General features: G+C 35.1%; 15 protein-coding genes and 2 tRNA genes. 3 read left to right on the plus strand and 14 right to left on the minus strand.

The window, feature by feature from the left end; genetic code table 11:
- Positions 1-265 precede the first annotated feature (265 nt).
- From IPZ78_RS14470 to IPZ78_RS14495, 6 genes are all read right to left on the minus strand, one after another.
- Positions 266-1,234 (minus strand): fibrobacter succinogenes major paralogous domain-containing protein, encoded by a 969-nt coding sequence (locus IPZ78_RS14470; RefSeq protein WP_225554702.1) that lies wholly within the window; start codon positions 1,232-1,234, stop codon positions 266-268.
- The gene (locus IPZ78_RS14475) at positions 1,234-2,241 is read right to left on the minus strand and encodes a hypothetical protein (RefSeq protein WP_225554703.1); all 1,008 of its coding nucleotides are present in this window, start codon (positions 2,239-2,241) and stop codon (positions 1,234-1,236) included. Before IPZ78_RS14475 ends, IPZ78_RS14470 begins: the two co-directional genes overlap by 1 nt.
- Positions 2,242-2,257: 16 nt before the next feature.
- Positions 2,258-3,790: a RagB/SusD family nutrient uptake outer membrane protein gene (locus tag IPZ78_RS14480; RefSeq protein ID WP_225554704.1), complete on the minus strand. Its 1,533-nt coding sequence runs from the start codon at positions 3,788-3,790 to the stop codon at positions 2,258-2,260.
- Between the two features lie 10 nt (positions 3,791-3,800).
- The gene (locus IPZ78_RS14485; protein ID WP_225554705.1) at positions 3,801-7,382 is read right to left on the minus strand and encodes a SusC/RagA family TonB-linked outer membrane protein; all 3,582 of its coding nucleotides are present in this window, start codon (positions 7,380-7,382) and stop codon (positions 3,801-3,803) included.
- An 84-nt stretch (positions 7,383-7,466) separates the two neighbouring features.
- Entirely contained in the window at positions 7,467-8,654 is a 1,188-nt protein-coding gene (locus tag IPZ78_RS14490; protein WP_225554706.1) for a FecR family protein, read from the minus strand.
- A 61-nt stretch (positions 8,655-8,715) separates the two neighbouring features.
- The gene (locus IPZ78_RS14495; protein ID WP_225554707.1) at positions 8,716-9,303 is read right to left on the minus strand and encodes an RNA polymerase sigma-70 factor; all 588 of its coding nucleotides are present in this window, start codon (positions 9,301-9,303) and stop codon (positions 8,716-8,718) included.
- Positions 9,304-9,536: 233 nt separating this feature from the next.
- Here IPZ78_RS14495 and IPZ78_RS14500 point away from each other — a divergent pair, with 233 nt between their 5' ends.
- The 3 genes from IPZ78_RS14500 to IPZ78_RS14510 all read left to right on the plus strand — a co-directional run bounded on the left by IPZ78_RS14500 (position 9,537) and on the right by IPZ78_RS14510 (position 13,333).
- Positions 9,537-10,877 carry a hypothetical protein gene (locus IPZ78_RS14500; RefSeq protein ID WP_225554708.1) on the plus strand — a complete coding sequence of 447 codons (1,341 nt, stop codon included), beginning with the start codon at positions 9,537-9,539 and terminating at the stop codon, positions 10,875-10,877.
- Between the two features lie 61 nt (positions 10,878-10,938).
- A complete protein-coding gene (locus tag IPZ78_RS14505; RefSeq protein WP_225554709.1) occupies positions 10,939-12,081 on the plus strand; it encodes a TlpA disulfide reductase family protein in 1,143 nt (380 codons plus the stop codon).
- 433 nt (positions 12,082-12,514) lie between these two features.
- On the plus strand, positions 12,515-13,333 hold the full coding sequence (locus tag IPZ78_RS14510) for a ZIP family metal transporter (RefSeq protein WP_225554710.1): 819 nt from the start codon (positions 12,515-12,517) through the stop codon (positions 13,331-13,333).
- A 390-nt stretch (positions 13,334-13,723) separates the two neighbouring features.
- Here the strand turns inward: IPZ78_RS14510 and IPZ78_RS14515 are convergent, their stop codons facing one another.
- The 8 genes from IPZ78_RS14515 to IPZ78_RS14550 all read right to left on the minus strand — a co-directional run bounded on the left by IPZ78_RS14515 (position 13,724) and on the right by IPZ78_RS14550 (position 21,313).
- Positions 13,724-14,182, minus strand: a complete 459-nt coding sequence (locus IPZ78_RS14515) for an SRPBCC family protein (protein ID WP_225554711.1) — start codon at positions 14,180-14,182, stop codon at positions 13,724-13,726.
- Between the two features lie 170 nt (positions 14,183-14,352).
- Complete coding sequence (locus tag IPZ78_RS14520) at positions 14,353-14,709, minus strand: nuclear transport factor 2 family protein (RefSeq protein ID WP_225554712.1); 357 nt, start codon at positions 14,707-14,709, stop codon at positions 14,353-14,355.
- 101 nt (positions 14,710-14,810) lie between these two features.
- Complete coding sequence (locus IPZ78_RS14525; protein WP_225554713.1) at positions 14,811-15,404, minus strand: NAD(P)-dependent oxidoreductase; 594 nt, start codon at positions 15,402-15,404, stop codon at positions 14,811-14,813.
- Positions 15,405-15,963: 559 nt separating this feature from the next.
- A tRNA-Lys gene (locus IPZ78_RS14530) sits at positions 15,964-16,036 on the minus strand.
- 144 nt (positions 16,037-16,180) lie between these two features.
- Positions 16,181-17,179, minus strand: a complete 999-nt coding sequence (gene obgE, locus IPZ78_RS14535; protein WP_225554714.1) for a GTPase ObgE — start codon at positions 17,177-17,179, stop codon at positions 16,181-16,183.
- Positions 17,180-17,203: 24 nt separating this feature from the next.
- Complete coding sequence (locus tag IPZ78_RS14540; protein WP_225554715.1) at positions 17,204-17,779, minus strand: adenylate kinase; 576 nt, start codon at positions 17,777-17,779, stop codon at positions 17,204-17,206.
- A gap of 75 nt (positions 17,780-17,854) precedes the next feature.
- A tRNA-Arg gene (locus IPZ78_RS14545) sits at positions 17,855-17,928 on the minus strand.
- 190 nt (positions 17,929-18,118) lie between these two features.
- Positions 18,119-21,313, minus strand: coding sequence for an efflux RND transporter permease subunit (locus IPZ78_RS14550; protein ID WP_225554716.1), 3,195 nt, complete (start codon positions 21,311-21,313; stop codon positions 18,119-18,121).
- Positions 21,314-21,326: the final 13 nt, after the last annotated feature.

Below are 21,326 nucleotides of genomic sequence, written 5' to 3' on the forward strand. Positions count from 1 at the left end.
ACTATGCCAATTCATAATTGGGGCATAATCCTTAATCAGTTCTTAACTTTATTTGAAAAAAGAGTCCAATTGTAATTAACAACTGAACTCCATATTTTTAAATTTACACAGTTCGTGAGACAGTCCCCTTAAAAACTGTTTCGGGTATTACTTTCGAACCTATCTAATCAAACTATAGAAGTTTATAACAAACAAAAGGCTGCCCTAAACCAGGCAGCCTTTGTTTGTGTATTTAAAATGCTAATAACTGTTGTATATACTGCTCTTACTTATCTCTTACCAACCTAATGTTATAAGCTGTTCCTAAACGAGTCGTACCTCTCAGCATTTGATCATTATCAAATCGCAATGCTCTAATATAATATGTACTATCAGCTGGTACTGTTTCATCTTTAGTAGAAGTCCACCAATAGCCTCTGAGATCCTTATTGATGAAATTATCACTGTGTTGACTAACACCATAGATATATGCACCACCCAACTTTGCATTAAAATTATCGACAGAAGGGTTTGCTTTCAATACACTACCGATAGTACCTCTCCACTCATCTTTTTTCAGCACATCTTGCTCAGACATACCCATTGCTCTTTCCAACTTCATCCAATCTTCATCCGATGGAATTCTCCAGCCTTGAGGGATCACCTTTTGACTAGCCTCGAAAGTATACAGATAGCCATGTTCTTTAATGTAGTTTTGATCTGCAGCAGCTAGGATAATAAGTTTTTTCTCCTCCTCGAACAATCTAGCTACCTCAAAACGAACTAAATCAATAGCAGGACGGGAATAGTACCAATCCCACATTCTGTTTAAGTTCATAGTTTCATATTGTATCCATCCGTAAGTATTTCTATTAAAAAAATATGGTATTAGGTCATCATAAATAAAATATTCAGCCGCCGCATTGATAGTACTATTGGTATTAAAAAAACCATCATTCAACTGCTTAATCAATTTATTCTTTACTAATAGTTTCAATTCTAATGACTCTTTAGATGCTAATGTAACAATCGGTTCATCGAAACTCATGCTGCCGTCTGCGCGACCACCATCTAGACGAGTTTTCAAATTTTCGGCCATCCACACTTGGTCACCTACTGTGACACATTTATAAGATATACCATCTATTACTTCTTGACTTATCTCATAAGTCGGAATTTGTATTGTTTCTTCATCTTTCCTGCATGAAAACAATAAACAAACACAAAATATTATCGTAGCTAATTTCGATTTCATTATTTCACAATTTCATCTAAAGGAATCTGCATATCATTCTCGATGATATCATGCATAATTCTATATTTTTCCATAACTAGAGGACTATTGCCCCATACACGCTCGAATGTTTCCTGATTATAACTTAATATTGCTTCGATGTATAGATTTCTATCTGTAGCGATATTAGGAGAATACCATATACCAGTAGTAGTTGATAAACCGATAAACCCAAATTGACCAAATACACTAATAATCTTGGCATAGGTAGTTGCTAAAGCACCAGTATATACATTGTTATAATTAAAATTTCTCCAGCTAACTGGGGTAAACCCGGTCATATTAACACCTAGATTCAAATAATATTTATCAAAGTAAGTCACATTACTCACGGATTGAAAGCCTATTACTTTTGTTTTGTATGCTTCTCCTGTTATAATTTTTTGTAACTGGCTTTTTAATAATGTTAAAGAATATTTTGACCAAAAATCAGTGCTATATGTTTTATGTGCCTGAGATACTACTAGTGTTCTATAGGTATTGACACTAGTAACCTTATTTCGAGGCGCTGGAGCAGATAAATCATCAAGTGAAACTACTTCATTATTACCCTCTGCTTCAAATTTATCGACAAGAAAAATTGAAAATGGTCGCATATTAGGTAAGGAGCTTTGTAAATATTTCTCAATATTATTTAAAGCAAGCAAGCGTTCTTCTTCTTTGGTAATGTAATCGTAAGTATAGTCGATCGCACCTACAGAAGAAAAGCCCCAATTAAGGTCTAACATTTCATAGTTGAATACAGAATCACCATGTATATTTTTCGTAATATATACAGTATTAACAGTGTCCGAGAAATACACAGGAACACCATATTCTTGATAAAGTAAATAGCGTTTATGATTTACTGCATTTTCTGGATCATCCTCTATTACATAAGGTGAATCGAAATTAATATTTGGAGTAATTTCATCTTCTTTACAGCTAACAAATAATAGCACAAAGAAGAAGTAGATTAATTTTTTCATATTGTTATATTATTAATTAGTCAGCTAAAGCTTCGTATTCTCTGACATTTCGTGGATTATTAACCAAACCGGATTCAAATTCGATTACAGATTTAGGCAAAGCAAATGTGTATGCCGGATCGCCCGCAGGTAAACGATAAATTTCAGTCTGAATCAATGCTCTTTTATTCATATCATAAGCCGAATAATAGCGAATAATATCTTTCGAATATGGATGAATTTGATTAACAGCATAACGTCTCAAGTCAAACCAACGATGACCTTCAAAACATAATTCCTTTCTGCGCTCTATTCTGATTTCATCTACAATGGTATTCGCATCAAACTGTCCCGGAATATAATTACTTATTCTGCTATTGCGCAACGTGTTAAGCGCTACTGAAGCTTCATTAAGGCTGCCTAACATTGCTGCTGCTTCAGCCAAATTCAGATAGCCTTCAGCATTTCGTAACATGAAAATATCAGATATATGCGAACGGTGAGTTCCTCTAATATATTTATTATTCAAACTGACACTATCTGTTTGATCTTGAACAGCAAAGTAAATATTCTTTCTTAAATCCTCCTCTTGGTACAATGAATACAAATCATTACTTACACAAAAATCATCTGAATGGGCTGTAAGTACATTTTGTAAATTCAAATTCCCATGAGAAAAAATCACCTCTCTATTATCTTTAGTTATTAAAGGTGTTTCTTCTTTATGAATATTCAAATTGGTCAAAACAGAGTTCTTACCTACAAATTCAGAAGCTGTATTATATGCATTTTCCCAATCTTGCATATATAAATACACTCTACTCAATAATAATTGAGATGCAGGTCCAGATACGCGATACAATTTTTTGATTTGCGGACTTTCGTCAAAACAAGCAACTGATCTTTTCAGGTCTTCTACAATTTGAGCATACATTTCTTTTGCCGTAGCTCGTGTAAATTGAAGATTTGTGTTCCCTTTGTGTTCAACAAATTCAGTTAATTTTAAAGGAACTGTCAATTTAACATCTGCATTAGCAGGGTTATACGCATCTCCATACAAGTTACTTAGTAATAAGTAGTACTGTGCTCTTAAGAATAAAGCCTCACCCTCAATTCTCACAGCGGCTAATTTTTCGGCATCAGTGTTACGCGCTACATTATCTAACTCTGCTAAAACCATATTCACAATATTAATTCTATTGTAAATATGTAGCCAGGTCAAATCATCTGTGTAAACTTCGCTTTTGTCGTAACTTCTGCTTACATCCAACTGCCATGTGGTGAAACCGTATATATATGGATTAATCCACGGCTCCCAGCCTCCTTGAAAGTCTAGAGTAGTACCTACTACGGAATTGATATCATCATCTAAAAAATTCAGAAATGGGCTAGCATTTCGTCCTCCTACAAAAGCATTTAATTCTTTACTTTCAAGATAAGCTGAGCCTAACATTAATTCATCTAAATCTGTCGTTGTTTTTACAATAACCAAATCCTGTGAATAGTCCGTTAAAAACTTGCTACAGCCTACATTCAAGAATACAACTAATAAAATAAGTAGTTTTTTCATATTCATCATATTAGAAAGAAACATTAAATTGAAGTGTATACGCAGGGCGAATTGATAGAGAAGATTTAGCAAAACCTGCCTGTGATGGATCCTGTCCTTTCAATTCTTTAGCTCCTATCGTAAATAAATTTTGTGTATTAAAACTTACAGCTGCAGCAGAAAAAGGAGTCTTTTTCAATTGCGCAGGCTTTAAGGTATAACGCATAGACATAGAGGTCATCTTCAAAAAATTACCACTAACGACACGCTGACTTCCATTATCATACATATCCCACGTACTAGCAGCAAATGTAGGAACATCAGAATTGAGTGATGTTGAATAATGTCTGCTATATTGTGTAAACAGAGGGTTTGAAGGTGAAATAATTGCTGGTATATTGGTTTGTAATTCGTCACCAGGAGTTTGCCACCTATCAACAAATTCTTTACGAATATTAGTCTCCGCTTTGATACCACCAGATACTGGAGAATACATTGCGAATAGACGCACCTTAGATCCCAAGCTATACGTCATATTCATTGATAATGAGAATGATTTATAACTAAAACTATTCGAGAAACTACCATTAAATCTAGGTTCTCTTACACCACTATTAAGCATCGTCATTTTTACAGTCTCTTCTAGAGACTTGCCTTCCAACAAATGTTTACGGTCTTCAAAATCTTCAAACACTGGTAGTCCATTCGTTGGATCCAATCCCAAGAACTGGTATGAATAAAAAGTACCAATTGATTCTCCATCTACTAGAGCCATACCACTCAAGTAATCAGAATACTCAAAACTTTCTAATGTACCAACATCTACTTTATTCTTGTTAGCAGAATACATCGTGAAGAAATTCCACGTAAAATTGTCTGTAACAATCGGCTTTGCTCCCAATGTAACACTATAGCCATAATTACGTAATCCACCATTGTTCATTACATAATCTAGAATACCGTTTACACTAGATACTTTTACGCTAGTAAATGCGTCTTTGGTTTGCTTATTGTAAAATGTACCGCTTAAGTTTAATCTATTATTTAAGAAACTAACATCCATCGAAGCATTGAAAGATGAAGTTTGTTCCCAACGTAAGTTCGGATTTGGAAAACGTGCTACAGTAGATATATTTTCGTTGTAAAAAGGATCCAATACCCCCAATTTCATAATTAAATTAGGACCTTGATCCGGCAACATATTCCCCTGCTTACCGTATGATGATCTAATTCTTAAGTCTGAAATGAAATCTACATCATCAAAAAATGTGAATTTAGGATTCCACATACCTGACACTGCCCATACAGGTAAAAACTTCTCATTACTACGACTACCAAAATTATTCGAATAATCGGTACGACCATTCATCGAAACAGTAAAATAGTTAGAATATGAATAACTACCTGTCAAGTATCCTGAAACGACATTCGAAAGACCTGCGCCAATTGAACGGTGATTTTGATTCAACCATTGCTTGTAAAGCGGGTATTCATCCAAATTAGATAAACCATTGATAAATTGATTACCTCTTTCTTTTATATAACCTCTAGCTTCATCCGAATATGATCTATTTGAATTACTATGAACTTCAAATCCTGCAGTGCTCGTAAATAAGTGTTGCTTATCACTACCAAATGATTTACGGAAATCACTTTGTATACGGAAACCCAGATTATCACTCGATGTACTTGTATTTTTAATTGAACCTCCATAAGGTAGTGATGATTGACCCAAATCACCCTTTGGTGGCTGTACACCATATTCTGAGTTACGTAATCCAGCAACAAAATTTGTTCTATCACCCCACCATAGCTCTTGAGTAGTGTTATTTCTAGAATAAGTACCACCTACGCTTAAATCAAATTCGGGAGAAAAAGTGTATTTCAAATCTAGGTTTGCATTCAAACCTGCACCATTATATATATCACTAGAATTATCCAACTCATTTAAAATATTATAGCTAAATCTATCTTGTGGACGACTTATACTAGTTGGACTTAAACTGTAATAATAATAAGAACCATCTTCTTGATATGCTGGTAACGCTCGAGTTGTATTATAAGCATAATCGATAGGGTTTATATCTCGTATATTATTATTTCTCTTTTGCACATTACCGTTCAAACGAAGATTCATCTTCAATTTTGATGTGATATTTCCATCAAAGTTCATACGCATACTATAACGATCACTATAAGAATTATTTATAACACCGTTATCTTTGTCGTAACCTAATGAACCATAATAACGAACTTCTTTCGTGCCGCCAGAAACATCAACTGTATGGAATGAAGAATAAGCATCTCTTGTCAAGATATCGAACCAATCCGTATTTACAGTTTCATAGTGTTTAACCTCCTTTAAGAAACCGTCATAATCTAATTGTCCTGTATAGTATTTATTGATAGCACCTTCATAACCTACTGGAGCCATATTTTGAGGAAATCTATAATGTAGATTTGACAAATTACGACCAAACTCTACTCTTTCCTGTGAATTCATCAAGTTTATAGCACGGTCAGTATAACGTGGTCTTCTCGTAACTTTGGAAGAATGGTTGTAACTAACTCTTGTCTTTCCAACTGTTCCTTTTTTCGTCGTTACCACAATTACACCGTTTGCAGCTCTAGTACCATAAAGTGCTGTAGCAGCCGCATCTTTTAATACGTCAATACGCTCAATATCTTGTGGATTAATCCCTGCTATTGCATTTCCAATGATATTGATGTAATCAGGATTGTTCAAATCTTCTGGTGTGACATTAACTGGGTCGGTCATTGGCCATCCATCCAGTACCCACAAAGGCTCTCTATTTCCCAAAATTGTAGAGGTTCCGCGCACACGTAATCTTGCTGTTGAACCAACCTCCCCTGAGTTGTTCATTACCATAAGTTCTGGAACACGTCCTTCCAACATTTGGTCCAATGAACTCACCCCTGGCAACATAATATCTTCCATTTTTAAGGAAGTAATCGCAGACGTTTGCTCTCTTTTGCTTAATGTTTGGTAACCTGTTACCACAACATCTTCAAATGTAATTGCCTTTTCATCTAAGAAAGTTTCAATTGCAGTTGGGGTATTAGGCTCTACTTGAACCTGACGTTTAGCACGTAAATACCCAACATAAGAAAATGTCAAATCATACAAGCCGCCAGCTTTAACATTTATAGAAAAATTTCCTTTACTATCCGAACTTACAGAGTAGATAGAACCAGATTTTTCGACTATAACACTTACACCAGCAATTGGCTTTTTTGAAATATTGTCTTTTACCACACCTGATACAACAAAACTTTGAACAACATTATTACTCACCTTAGTTTTTGGTTTAATAATGATAGTTTTGTTTTTAACAGTATAGGTATGATGATCGTCTAAATGTAATTGACGAAATAACTCTTCAAATGTTAAGTTCGATACGTTGACATTATATTTCACATCATTGTTAATTTGATTAGGCTGCCAAATGATGTGTAAATCAGTCTGTGACTGAATATTTTTTAAAATCGTTTCAAGATTGATATTCTTTTTTACAATTGTGATTTTATTTCCATACTGATTTGCAAAAAGTTGGAAATTTATACACAAAAGGAATATTAAGATATACCTCATAATTAATAAATTAATATTTTGGACTAGTTATTTAATTTTTCATGCGATAGACGCTAGGTTATAGATATTTTAGACAAGTAAAATCTAATTCATAATCAAGATCCTCCTTCCTACTCGTTTGTATTTAAAAGTGCTGGTCTCAGCTAATACGGCCAATACATCATCAACAGTTTCTAACTTCGCTACAGTTCCACTAAACACTTGATTTAATATTTTTGGATTGTTAGAGGTATCAAATTCAACATTATACCATCTAGACAATGAGTGGCATATGTCTCCAAATTTTTCATTATGAAAGACAAAAAATCCATTTTTCCAACCCAAAACATTTTTGAGAAGTACTTTCTGCTTGTTGAATTTTGAAGAAGAAAACACGGATTGATGACCTGGAAGCAGATTCAAAGTTTTATTAGAACTAACATTACGCACAGATACGCTTCCCTCAAAAAGTGTACTTTTGATAGCCGAGACATCATTGTATGCATTGATATTAAACTTAGTCCCATGAACAAGAACTTCTTGTCCTTGACTTTCAACTACAAAAGGCTTTGAAGAATTGGAAACTACCTCAAAATAACCTTCCCCAATCAGCTGTACTCTTCTTTGATCACTCAAAAAATTAATTGGAAAACGCAACATAGATTGAGCATTTAGCCAAACTTTAGTTCCATCAGCTAACACAATTTGAAAAGTTTTACCGGCAGGCGTATACAGCGTATTAAAAATCTCTTCTTGCTTTCCTTGACCCGATGAATGCTGAACAGTTGATGACAGATCATACTGAATCATATCACCTTCCTTCACTACATCTTTATTCGTTAATTGACTAATGCTATCGCTAGATATTGATGACAAATCAATTTCATTACCATTGGCAAGTTTCAATATGACCCCTTCTGTCGTATCAAAATTCACTTGCTTATATTCCTTCTGAATGATGTGAATTGGTTGTTGATTTTTAACGGAATACACTCCCAAACCAATAATTAAAAGCACTGCAGCAACCGAAGCTACCCACCTTTTCCATAATGATTTACCCACAAAAGAACCATCGATATTATTCGGCTCAAGAGTACCTTCGGCATCCAAAATGGATTGTAGCCTCGAATAAATTTCTGAAGAAACACCTGCTTTAACTGCGGTAAACTCTTCTTCATCGATATCCTCAAGCAATTGTTGCTCGTACCACTTTTGATACAACAACAACTCATCATCAGACGCTCGGCCCTCCGAAATTTTAGTCAATAGATGTTTGAAGAAATCGTTTTCCATACTTTTATCTATATATAAGTAACACAACAGGAGCCCATCCCTGTACAGGAAAGAGAAAAAATTAAAAAAAGATCAAAAGAAGATTAAGGTAATCCGAAACCCCGACCCTTAACTTTTTCAAAGCTAGCGTGATATGCATTTCAACAGTTTTTTCAGAAATTCCCATTTTTGCTGCAATCTCTTTGTTTGAAAGATATTCATTACGGCTAAGCATAAAGACTTGCTTACACTTTTCGGGCAAAAGATTGGTAAGATGTGTGATTAAATCTTTTAATTCCTTTATTTCTGAAATTTCATCAATTGCTGGTATAGAAGAACTTACTTTAAGAAAATTTTGAATATACTTTTCGTGGGTTTTATTCTTACGAATATAATTTGCTACTTGAAATTTTACTGCAGCTAACAAATAAGGCTTCAAGGAGTTTATTTCTAAATACTCCCTATTCGTCCAAAACCAAGCGAATATTTCCTGAACAATATCCATGCAAACCTCTCGATCTCTGACAATTCGATATGCATGTTCAAATAATATTTCGCAATACTTATTGTAAATCAATGCAAAAGCATGACGGTCACTTAATTTGATTAGCCTAAGTAACTCCGAATCGCTATCTATTTGATTATCAATAAATTTATCTACAAAAGTCATTTATTAATTCAATAATGCAAATTTCTTATAAAATCCAGTAATCAATTGCATATTTTCACAATTTTACGACATATACTTGAAAAAATTAACAAAATTCGCAAATAGACTTAAAATTTTTCCGACCAAGTCAGTAACGCTAATGTTACCAACAAAAACATATCCAGTAGAATCTTGAATTATAATTCTACATATATTTGACGCCATTAAATCAAAATATCTAAATATTAAATCCTATGCTAAAATTTAATAGCACTTTACTTTTACTCAGCTTTTCTTTTATTTGCTGCTTAATTCCTGCTTCTGCCCAAAGCTCTGAGCAAGACAGTTTGATCGTAAAATACTTTAGAGAAAGAATCGCTGACTATGAAAAGTCAGGAAATTACAAATTTGAAAAAGGAAATATTCTATCTTTAAAAGATGTAAAAATTTCTCAAGGAAAAATATGGAATTTATGGAAAATCGCTAATACTACGTTTGAAAAACTACCTACAAAATTCCCTGATAATCCACAAGTTTTAGCAGACATTCCTGTGCACACTTGGCAATTAAAAGGTGAAGAGCCAATGCCATTTTATTACATTAAGAAAAAGGAAAAACCTGCTACTGGATACCCTATCTTTTTAAATTTACATGGGTCAGGTCCTAAGGACCGAGAATTCCTTAGCACATTAGGATTAAGCTACCAATACAAAGATGGTGCTACTTCGTATATAGTACCTCAAATTCCGAGTGAACGACGTTACCGTTGGTGGTTCAAATCAAAACAATATGCATGGGAAAATTTGATCAGAATGATTATGATCGATGACACTTTCAATCCAAATAAATTCTACATGATGGGTATTTCTGAGGGTGGATATGGAAGTCAACGATTAGGTGCATTTTATGCCGATTATTTAGCTGGCGCAGGACCAATGGCTGGTGGAGAACCTTTGCATAACGCACCTCCTATTAATTTTAGACATATTGCATTCTCTTTTGAAACAGGTGAATTTGACCATATGTTTGGTCGCAACAAACTAACACAAAGCGCAAAGGATCAATTCGATAGCTTAAGTAATGTGTATCCTGGAAATTATGTACACAAAATTAATATTCAAAAAGGTAAAGGTCATGGTATAGATTACAGTGTAACAACACCTTGGTTGGTTCAATATAGCAGAACACCACGCCCTACATCATACGAATGGATATTATTTGCAATGGACGGTAGATACCGCCAATCCTTCTACAATATAGCTATCACCAAGCCTTTGAACATCGCTGAAGGAGACGAATATAACCGTGCTTCATTCATATTCAATATCGACAAAAAATCAAATACTATTTATTTAAATGATGCAGTAAAGAACTCCGATTTGAGTAAATCAAAACCACTTTCTTCTGGTAGTATTGACATCTATTTAAGTGATGATATGATTGATTTATCAAAGAAAATTAAAGTGATCTACGACGGTAAAAAAGTGTTCAATAAAAAAGTAAAACTTGCTGAGAATAACCTGATCGAAAGTTGTGCGATTTTCAACGATCCTGAACGAATTTTTCCGGCAAAAATAGCATTGAAATTAAATTAATATCAAAAGAAAAAAGTCCACGTTACTTTAATAAAAAATTAAACATTACGATAAAAATTTTATGCACAAAATTTTCAAAAAATCCCTGTTAATTCTTGGTTTTTTACCAAGCATCGTATCGGCACAAGATGAGCAAACAACATTAAAATTTAAAGTTGACGGAAAAAATCCTTCGGGAAAAGTGTTTATAAAATATAACTTATACGGTCCTGTTATTACAGATTCTGTATTAATTTCAGATCAACCAGCCGAATTCAAATTAACGGTAAACCAAGCTACACAGGTAACTTTATCCTATAGCCCTAACATTAACGTGAACAAAAAAACACAAATCGATGATTCAAAAACGATTTATGTTGAGAAAGGAATTGCAACCATTAATTTTAAAGATTCTATAAGCAATGCTAAGGTTACAGGAATGCCAATTAATGTGCAGTATGAACATTATATAAATTATTTAAAACCTTCTGAAAAGCAATTTGCGGAAATACGTAAAGAATTCGGTGCACTTACTGCAGAACAAAGACAAGATTTAAATATTACAAAACCAATATTTGCAAAACAAGATAAAATCAATATACTTAGAAAAGATCTTGTTAGTAATTATATTAAAGAAAATCCAACTTCATTATTTAGTATACATGGACTAAGAGGCATTCATCATATGCTTCTGCCTAACGAATTTGACACATTATTTCACACATTATCAGTAGATATACAAAACTCATCTGTAGGGGCATTACTTAAAGATTACCTTAAAGGTGCATTAGTTGCTGGTATAGGAAAAATTGCTCCAGATTTTACGCAAAATGACGTAAATGATAAACCAGTTAAATTATCTGATTTCAGAGGTCAATATGTACTTTTAGATTTTTGGGCTAGTTGGTGCGGACCTTGTCGCGCAGAAAATCCAAATGTTGTAAAAAATTACAACCAATATAAAGATAAAGGTTTTGCAGTATTAGGTGTTTCATTGGATTCCCCAAATGGTAAAAACGCTTGGTTGGCTGCTATTGAAAAAGACCAATTAAATTGGACGAACGTGAGTGACCTAAAGGGCTGGAAAAATGAGGCTGCTACACTTTATATGGTTAGAGCAGTACCTCAAAACTACTTAATTGATCCTAATGGAAAAGTAATTGCCGTGAATTTGAAAGGTTATAAATTAGGCGAAAAATTAGAAGAAATTTTCAATAAAAAATAATATTATCCAAAATATAATTGATTATTTCTATTTATCAAACGAGCTGTTCACAGCAAAATTTTAGGCATCAATTATTAGATTTTATAATACATTATTAAGGTCGAGATTTTCTTTTAAGACTTAAATTCATTATTTACTTGAATTCTAATTAAATTAAAAGGTCAATCCTTATTTACCTCAGTACGTAAAAAAGCTTCATCAATGATGAGGCTTTTTTTACACCAAAAATATTACAACAGACTTCCCAAACAGTAAAACAATTACCAATTATTGTTTTTTACGTTAAAAAGAACAATAAATTCTATTAATCAATCCGATTTTAATACATTTCTGTTACAATTTATAAATAATTTAAAACTTATAATTTAGCATTTGTGATTTTATAACAGCGAATTGTATCTTTATGGGAATTAAAAACAAATTTTAACAAAGTATGCTAGATACCGTAATAACCTATTTAAAAAGTATCGATCCCATCATTGCTGCATTATACGCTACTCTATTCACATGGTTCGTCACAGCATTAGGATCATCTTTTGTATTCTTCTTCAAAGGATATAACAAAAATCTAATGGATGCCATGCTGGGATTTACAGGGGGGGTAATGGTCGCTGCTAGTGTCTGGAGTTTGTTAATTCCTGCTATAAATATGAGTGAAGGAAGCGGCTTTACACAAGTTTATCCCGCTGTTATAGGTTTTCTTTTGGGTGCTGGATTTCTATATAGTATTGATAAAGTACTCCCCCATTTACACGTTAATTTCCAAAAAGTAGAAGGGGTAAAAACGCCTTGGCAAAAGACCACTTTAATGATTTTGGCCATTACTTTACACAATATTCCCGAAGGTTTGGCTGTGGGAGTATTATTTGGTGGTGTAGCAGCAGGTATCCCCGAAGCAACTATCGCTGGTGCAGCTACTTTGGCACTAGGAATTGGATTACAAAATTTCCCTGAAGGTATTGCTGTATCCATGCCTTTACGTAGAATGGGGCTATCACGTCGCAAAAGTTTCTTTTATGGACAAGCTTCAGCAATTGTTGAACCTATCGCTGGAGTCGTTGGTGCGCTTGCGGTAACATTCTTCTCTCCTATTCTCCCATACGCATTAGCTTTTGCAGCTGGTGCTATGATTTTCGTTGTCGTGGAAGAGGTTATTCCGGAAGCACAACAAAATAAAAGTTCGGATTTAGCTACAATAGGTTTTATTGGAGGATTTATAGTTATGATGTCGCTTGATGTCGCTTTGGGATAATGATTATTCCACCATAATGAAGGATCAAATGCACTATCGTAAACAGTTATGGATACAAGAAAAACGTCTCCATAACGAATAATCAGGATTGCGATTCACCAATACTACTTCTTTAGGAAGTAGTGCGATATCGACTTTCTATTTCTGTAAACAATTCATTCTTTATAATAGAGTAACTAAATATTAATGATGCAAGCTTCTCCAAACTCCTTCGATAGTACAATTAGGCTAATATGATCTGGAATTGGATCTTGTGCCAGTGTATTTTTACAACCACTCGTAAAAATTAAAAGGAGAAATAATAACAGCTAAATATTTTTCATCATTCAGTTTTTATCTATTAAAAATAAATAAACGTTAGCGACTAACATTTGATAGCTAGTTACAATCTTACTTTTCGCAAGCTTCTTTTAGCTTATCCATAGCTTGGGGATATTTATCCTCAAAATATGCCTTAAATTCATCAATCGTATCCAATTCAACTATAACTGTCGTTTTGCCATTGTGCTCTTCGAAATGATAAATTTCATATCCACCAGCCCATTTTTCGACTTGTTCACCTGTGGTAATTTCCTCATCACCGTCTACAAAGCCAAAATGCCTCACCGAAACTAACTTTCCTGGTTGATTTTCATCCACTTCTGAAACCATCCCGCCTCTTTTCCCATTCTCATCACAGCCTACAAAGAGGATTTTACTTCCCTTACCCCAACTACCCTCATATGTAGAGGTTGAATTAAAAGTAGCTGCCCAATATTCATAGGTAGATTTATCCTGTAACCCTAGCATGGTCTCGTACACTTTTTGCGCTGGGGCATCTATTTCCTTTTGAAATGTTAACTTTTGCATGGTTTTATGATTTCTTTAGTGAATAATCGCTTAATAACTAATTACAAAGTAAAAGATTCAACATTATAATAGTGACAAATAAGAAAGTTAAATATTTTATACTGAACCGATATAAACAGCTGATTCGACCTGTTCACTACAACTATTTCATATTACCTTGATTTAAGCCATTATACTGTTGGACGCTCAGTGATACAATACGAAGTAATACTCTTTATCGAATGGTTCTTATGAAATACATATACATCACAAGACGAAACAAAAGAAATGCTCTTACCATCTCTGATAAATTCCGCGGTACCATTTATAGCAACACAATTCGTGTTCTCTATTACATTGAGCTGCTGAAAATTGGTCGTCACGCTATCAAAATAGTTGCTGATTGATTTGCAAAATGTTTCAATTTCCTGTTTTCCCGTGAGCAACTGTTCGCCTGGTGTATTCCAAATTGTATTGTCAGTCAGGTACTCAAAACACTTATCAAAATCACCATTTGAGAAAGCTTGTGCTATTTCTGATTTAGTCATTGGTCAAAACTTAAGTATGTTGTAGTAAAAATAGCTTTAAGTTTTAGAAATTAACTTGTCTTAGAGCAAAAAAACTAACCTAACTTAAATCCTCTATAGGGTTAATTTGTAATAGTGATAGCTTTATGTACATGACTATTGGATTCAATCACTTTTAACATCAAATCAGCCACGTTAGCACGTGATATTCTTGAAGTCTTGGGCGAGATGTCTTTCCCGAATTCATATGTGCTCACACTTGGTACATCTGTTAAACCACTAGGGCGGATAATCGTCCAGTCCAAAGAACTTGATTTAACAGCCGACTCTTGTGCCTCATGATCAGCACGAGCTGCAGGCATAAAGAGTTTGTTCCAGCTTTCACCTATACCCATGGACGACATCACAACCAATCGCTGTACGCCCGCTTCCTGCATCGCTTCAATGATCAATCGTGTTCCAAAGGTTCTTAGTCCTGAATTTTTATACAATTCTCTCGAGCCAAGTGTACAGATTACAGCATCCTGACCTTGAACAGTAGATTTTACAACATCCAAGTTTGTAAAGTCACCTGTAAACACGGTTATCTCCTTAGAAAATGTTGGTAATCGTTTCGGATCACGTACCATGACAGAGACATCATGTCCGTGCGCAAGCGCTTCTTTTACCAATTCAATTCCAGTTTTACCTGTGGCTCCAAAGATTGCTATTTTCATTTTTTTATATGTTCAATTGGTTTGAATTCATTTATATAGCGTATTAAAGTCTAGTCTTTCAATTTATCCTTCAACAGTCATTTCGACATTATCATGTTAGCTAAAGTTTTAAGTAATCTTTATTATTTACATAGTCTTCAAAACTTGAATAACACATGAGTATTAGCTGTTGATTTCATAAAATCTTACATATAAATCTGCTATAAAAACTCGATTACCGATTTCGGTCGCTGGAATATTTCCATATGCAAGGGTATTTATGTTAACAACTATATCACTTAACCGGCCTCAAATCGAAGGAGCATTTAAAATAGGAGAATTGAGAACTCTGAATTCTCATATTTTTTATATATCCTGATATCAAAATTATGAAATTTACACGATTTAAAATTGCCTGTCCGCTGATAATAGCGTAGATTAAACTAATATACAAAATCTTATTGTTTAATAATATCACCCCAAGAGTCAATAATAAAACAATTAGGTTTAATTGAATGTGTTGTAGTTCTTGGTCTAGGGCACAAAAAAGCCTCACATTTCTGTGAGGCTTTTTATTTCGTGATCCCGCTGGGATTCGAACCCAGGACCCATACATTAAAAGTGTATTGCTCTACCAGCTGAGCTACGGAATCCTATTTCTTAATGAAATACCCTTCGTTGTTTGAAGTGATGCAAAGATAGCTATTCTGAGCGTTTCTGCAAACTATTTTGCATTTTTTATGGTAATTTTCAGCAAACTTACTGATTTTTAAAGCAGTAAATTTGCATCTTGCTTACTACTCGTTTATTGCTTTCCAAAGCATATCTTTCAATTGCGTAATTTTCTTGCCCGCAACTGAAGAAATAAAGATATATGGAATATCTGAAGGAAGCTGAGCTTTCATTTCTTCTTCCAATTCTTCATCTAACATATCCGATTTGGTAATTGCCAAAAGACGTGGTTTTGCCAACATTTCTGGGTTGTATGCTTTCAATTCATTCAATAGAATGGTGTATTCCTCTTCTATCGTACGATCTGTATCAGCTGGAACCATAAACAACAGTACCGAGTTACGCTCAATATGGCGCAAGAAACGGTAACCTAATCCCTTTCCTTCTGACGCTCCTTCGATGATACCTGGAATATCCGCCATCACGAAAGATTTATTGTCGCGATAACCTACAATACCTAAATTCGGCACTAAGGTTGTAAAAGGATAATTCGCAATCTCCGGTTTTGCTGCAGATACTACAGAAAGCAAAGTCGATTTACCCGCATTCGGGAATCCTACCAAACCTACATCCGCTAATACCTTCAACTCCAAAATAATCCATCTTTCTTGGCCAGGCATTCCTGGTTGCGAAAAACGCGGTGTTTGTTGGGTAGCTGACTTGAAATTGTTATTTCCTAAACCACCTTTACCACCAGGGGTTAAGATTTTTGTTTCCCCTTCTTCGGTTATTTCAAAAATAATTTCACCTGTTTCTGCATCTTTCGCGACAGTACCTAGTGGCACTTCCAAAATCTCGTCTTTACCCGTAGCTCCAGTACGCAATGCTGAACCACCTCGTTCACCATTGGCTGCGAGGATATGCTTTCTGAATTTTAAGTGTAATAACGTCCAGTGTTGCGAAGAACCTGTTAGGATAATATGTCCACCGCGTCCTCCATCACCACCGTCTGGCCCACCCTTCATCGTAGTTTTATCGCGATGCAAATGTGAAGAACCAGCCCCACCATGCCCCGAACGACAACACACCTTTACATAATCAACAAAATTTGAACCTTGAGCCATATCGTTAATATATTCTTTATAAAATTAAGCTTGGTAGCCGTCAATAACAGCAGACAATTCACCGAAAATTGCTTCGATCTCGCCAATACCGTTTACTTTAGTCAACTTCCCTTGCGCTTCGTAGTAAGGCAATACATGAATAGTCTTACTGAAGTATTCTTCTATACGTTTTTTCAACTTATCTGCTGCATCATCTGCACGACCAGAGATCTCTTGACGTTTAGCGATACGTTGAGTTAATTCTTCTTCTGTCACATCCAAAGCCACCACACCAGAAATAGAAGTATCAATGCTATTCAAAAATGCATCTAATGCCTCAGCTTGTGCTACCGTACGTGGAAAACCATCAAAAATAAATCCTGTTGCTTCAGGGTTCTTTTTGATTTCTTCTTCCAACATCGCAATAGTAATCGAATCTGGAACCAAATTTCCCTCTGCGATGATTTGACTTACTTGTTTACCTAGTTCAGTTTGATCCTTGATGTGTGCACGGAAAATATCACCAGTAGATATATGTACCAACTTGTACTTTGCAATAAGTTTTTCCGATTGAGTTCCTTTACCTGCTCCTGGAGGACCGAATAATACAAGGTTTAGCATAGTTTGATTATGTTTTATTTTGTGACAAAATAAAAAGCCTAATCCTTGTATGAATTAGGCTTTCAGTTAACTAAGTGCACTCCAAGGGAGTCGAACCCCTAACCTTCTGATCCGTAGTCAGACGCTCTATCCAATTGAGCTAGGAATGCTTTCAACCATCACTTCCGGGTATAGCCTCTTCCGTTTTGGTGATGCAAATATACCTAAAAAGCCTTAAATCGCAAATTTTTTATTATTTAATATACGAATATTTTTGAAAAAATTGATTAAGTCAATGAAATTCAGTCAAAAAAAAGGAGAGTTAATAACTCTCCTTTTTTTTGACTGAATGAATAATTACTAATGTTTGTCTACAAAATGCTCATTCGGTACGTAATCCGCAACCATAGCATCTGCATAGTTGATTTTTTCACCTTTACTAAAACGACGTTGCAGACTATCCATTAATGAATATACTACTGGCACTACAACTAACGTCAAGAACATTGAAGATAATAATCCACCAATAATTACAATAGCAAGACCTCTATTCATATCTGCACCATCACCAGTCGCCATAGCGATCGGAATCATACCAAACACCATCGCAATCGTCGTCATCAAGATAGGACGAAGACGTGCGTGATTAGCAGCTACCAATGCATCATGTGTCGTATATCCATCTTCCTTACGGTGATTCGCAAAATCCACAAGCATGATCGCATTCTTCGCCACCAAACCAATCAACATGATTATACCTAGAATAGTAAAAATGTTTAACGATTGATTTGTCAATGCTAAGAACAATAATGCTCCAATAAATGATAATGGAATAGAGAATAATACAACGAATGGAGTTGCAAAGTTATCATATAGCGCTACCATCACTAGGTATACCAATAAGATAGACGCGATCAAAGCTACTCCTAATGTACCAAAACCTTCTGATTGATTCTCCATATTACCACCCCAAACATAAGTTACCCCAGCTTTACGTGGTAATTTTGAAAATTTCTCTTCCCATTCTGCAGCAATCGTACCCGTAGGACGACCAATTACACCACCTTGTACAGATACAGCTGGAGATTTGTCGCGACGCTCTAACAATGTAGGTCCCGAACTAAATTCTACTGTAGCAAATTGATCTAATGAGATAGACTGCCCTGAATTATTGATAAATTTTAATTTTTTAACATCATTTAAATTTGAACGACCTTTATCGTCAAACTGAATATTGATATCATACTCGTTATCACCTGCACGGAATTTATTATCTGTATTACCAGAAAATGCCGTTTGCATAGTCATACCAACCGATGCCACATTCAATCCTAAAGAAGTCATTTTATCACGATCTACTCGCACACTAATCTCTGGATTACCCGATTCCGAAGTCAACTTCACATCTCTACTTCCCGGAATTTCTCTTAGCAAATCCGCCGCTTGCAAAGCAAACTCTTGTGCATCTTGTACCGAAGACCCAATGATAGTTAATTTTAATGGTGCTTGCTCAGGCCCCATGATACCCATCGGTACGCTGACAATTTTTGCTCCGACCAAAAGTGGTAACAACTCATTACGCAAATTCACAGCGAACACTTTAGAATCTGTGTTTTTCTTTGCCTCGTCCGTCAACATGACGTGAATCTCTGCTTTGTATCGAGATCCCGTCGCTGCACTCATACCACCATCCGAAGATTGACCTACAGTCGTAATCGTTTTTTTGATTTCTCCTTTACCAGCTAAAATATCTTCTGCTTGACGCACTAATGCATTTGTACGTTCTAAAGTAGCATCCTTTTCTAATTCAAATTGCAACATGAATTCACCTCTATCCGATGAAGGGAAAAAGTCTGAACCAATATAGCCCATAGGAATCAATGCCACAGAACCAAAGAAAAGTCCAATAGATAATAACAGGGTTAAAATTTTGTTTAATCTGCTTTTCAATGACCATTTTAAGATATCTGATATCTTATGTGTGAAAGCATCTAAACCAGCCTCAAATCCGTGAACAATTCGTCCGAAGAATGAAGTTGTACTTAAATATTCTAATTTACCAAAACGAGAGTATAACCAAGGCACTAACGTAAAGGAAACTAATAGAGACAATAACGTCGAAATAATTACAGTCACACAGAATTGTGCCAATATATTAGCAACTAGACCTGTTGACATCGCAATAGGTAAGAATACTACCACAATAACTAATGTAATAGCTACAACGGTAAAACCAATCTCTGCTGCACCATCATATGCTGCACGCACTTTGCTTTTACCCATCTCCATATGACGGTGAATATTCTCAATAACAACAATTGCATCATCGACCAAAATACCTACCACTAAGGAAAGTCCTAATAGAGACATTAGATTCAACGTGTACCCCATTAGATACAATCCAATGAATGTAGCAATAAGTGACAAAGGAATAGCTACCATCGTAATTGCCGCATTTCTCAACGAGTGTAAGAAAAACAACATGATAAAACCTACCAATACAATCGCCACCACTAAGTCAAAGATTACGTTACTCGCTGCAGTCAATGTAAATTCTGATGAATCATTTGCTACATCAATCTTGATTCCTTGTGCTGCATAATCCTTTTCAATACCACTTATTACATTCCCTTCTTCATCCACGTCAGCAATTGTCTTGCGTACCAATTCCGATACTGCAACAGCATTTGCGTCAGATTGCTTGAAGACTTGCAACATAATCGTGTTTTTACGATCTACACGTGCAATTTTCTCAATCTCCGTTACACCATCTTGAATATCTGCGATATCACGCAAGAATATTGTCACACCAGCAGGTGTTGTCAACGGCAAATTACGTAACTCATCAATAGTAGTTACTTTACCCGCAAGACGAATTGTTGTTCTATTTTGTTGAGAAGCAACATTACCTGTTGGAAAGTCTAAGTTGGAAGAAGCAATAGCTTGTTGTACTGCCGATAAAGAAAGTCCGTATCCTTCGATTTTATCTGGATCTACTTTCACCTGAATTTCGCGCTCTTCACCACCAATCATATCCACCTTAGCCACACCGTTTACACGTGCAAATACGGGTTGAATTTTGGAATCCAATAAGTCGTAAAGTTCTTTCTCCGATAAAGAAGAAGTCACCGCTAAACTCATGATAGCGACATCATCCAAAGAGAATTTATTTAAAGATGGTGCATTTACATCATCTGGTAAGTCATTCAAAATTGAATTGATTTTACGCTGCGCATCTGTCAACAAGAAATTGACATCGGCGCCATTATTGAGCGTAATCATCACCACTGAGACGTTTTCCATCGAAGTAGACTCAATCTTCTTCACCATCTCCAAGGACGCTACAGCATCTTCAATTTTTTTCGTCACTGTATTTTCTACTTCCGTAGGCGAAGCTCCGGGATACACCGTCTGTACGGTAATCACATTTACTTCGAATTTCGGAATCAACTCATACCCCATCTGAGAGTATGAGAATATACCACCCAGTGTCAAAATGATGAATAACACCAAAATGATACTAGGTCGTTTTATCGATATTTCAGATATTTTCATAGCTAATATTTAC

Source organism: Sphingobacterium bovistauri (genome assembly GCF_020295405.1).
Taxonomy (GTDB): domain Bacteria; phylum Bacteroidota; class Bacteroidia; order Sphingobacteriales; family Sphingobacteriaceae; genus Sphingobacterium; species Sphingobacterium bovistauri.

What these genes read in the sequence shown, in the direction of transcription:
- IPZ78_RS14470 (WP_225554702.1), bottom strand. Translation starts at nt 1,234, where the DNA reads ATGAAATCGAAATTAGCTACGATAATATTTTGTGTTTGTTTATTGTTT.
- IPZ78_RS14475 (WP_225554703.1), bottom strand. Translation starts at nt 2,241, where the DNA reads ATGAAAAAATTAATCTACTTCTTCTTTGTGCTATTATTTGTTAGCTGT.
- IPZ78_RS14480 (WP_225554704.1), bottom strand. Translation starts at nt 3,790, where the DNA reads ATGAAAAAACTACTTATTTTATTAGTTGTATTCTTGAATGTAGGCTGT.
- IPZ78_RS14485 (WP_225554705.1), bottom strand. Translation starts at nt 7,382, where the DNA reads ATGAGGTATATCTTAATATTCCTTTTGTGTATAAATTTCCAACTTTTT.
- IPZ78_RS14490 (WP_225554706.1), bottom strand. Translation starts at nt 8,654, where the DNA reads ATGGAAAACGATTTCTTCAAACATCTATTGACTAAAATTTCGGAGGGC.
- IPZ78_RS14495 (WP_225554707.1), bottom strand. Translation starts at nt 9,303, where the DNA reads ATGACTTTTGTAGATAAATTTATTGATAATCAAATAGATAGCGATTCG.
- IPZ78_RS14500 (WP_225554708.1), top strand. Translation starts at nt 9,537, where the DNA reads ATGCTAAAATTTAATAGCACTTTACTTTTACTCAGCTTTTCTTTTATT.
- IPZ78_RS14505 (WP_225554709.1), top strand. Translation starts at nt 10,939, where the DNA reads ATGCACAAAATTTTCAAAAAATCCCTGTTAATTCTTGGTTTTTTACCA.
- IPZ78_RS14510 (WP_225554710.1), top strand. Translation starts at nt 12,515, where the DNA reads ATGCTAGATACCGTAATAACCTATTTAAAAAGTATCGATCCCATCATT.
- IPZ78_RS14515 (WP_225554711.1), bottom strand. Translation starts at nt 14,182, where the DNA reads ATGCAAAAGTTAACATTTCAAAAGGAAATAGATGCCCCAGCGCAAAAA.
- IPZ78_RS14520 (WP_225554712.1), bottom strand. Translation starts at nt 14,709, where the DNA reads ATGACTAAATCAGAAATAGCACAAGCTTTCTCAAATGGTGATTTTGAT.
- IPZ78_RS14525 (WP_225554713.1), bottom strand. Translation starts at nt 15,404, where the DNA reads ATGAAAATAGCAATCTTTGGAGCCACAGGTAAAACTGGAATTGAATTG.
- obgE (WP_225554714.1), bottom strand. Translation starts at nt 17,179, where the DNA reads ATGGCTCAAGGTTCAAATTTTGTTGATTATGTAAAGGTGTGTTGTCGT.
- IPZ78_RS14540 (WP_225554715.1), bottom strand. Translation starts at nt 17,779, where the DNA reads ATGCTAAACCTTGTATTATTCGGTCCTCCAGGAGCAGGTAAAGGAACT.
- IPZ78_RS14550 (WP_225554716.1), bottom strand. Translation starts at nt 21,313, where the DNA reads ATGAAAATATCTGAAATATCGATAAAACGACCTAGTATCATTTTGGTG.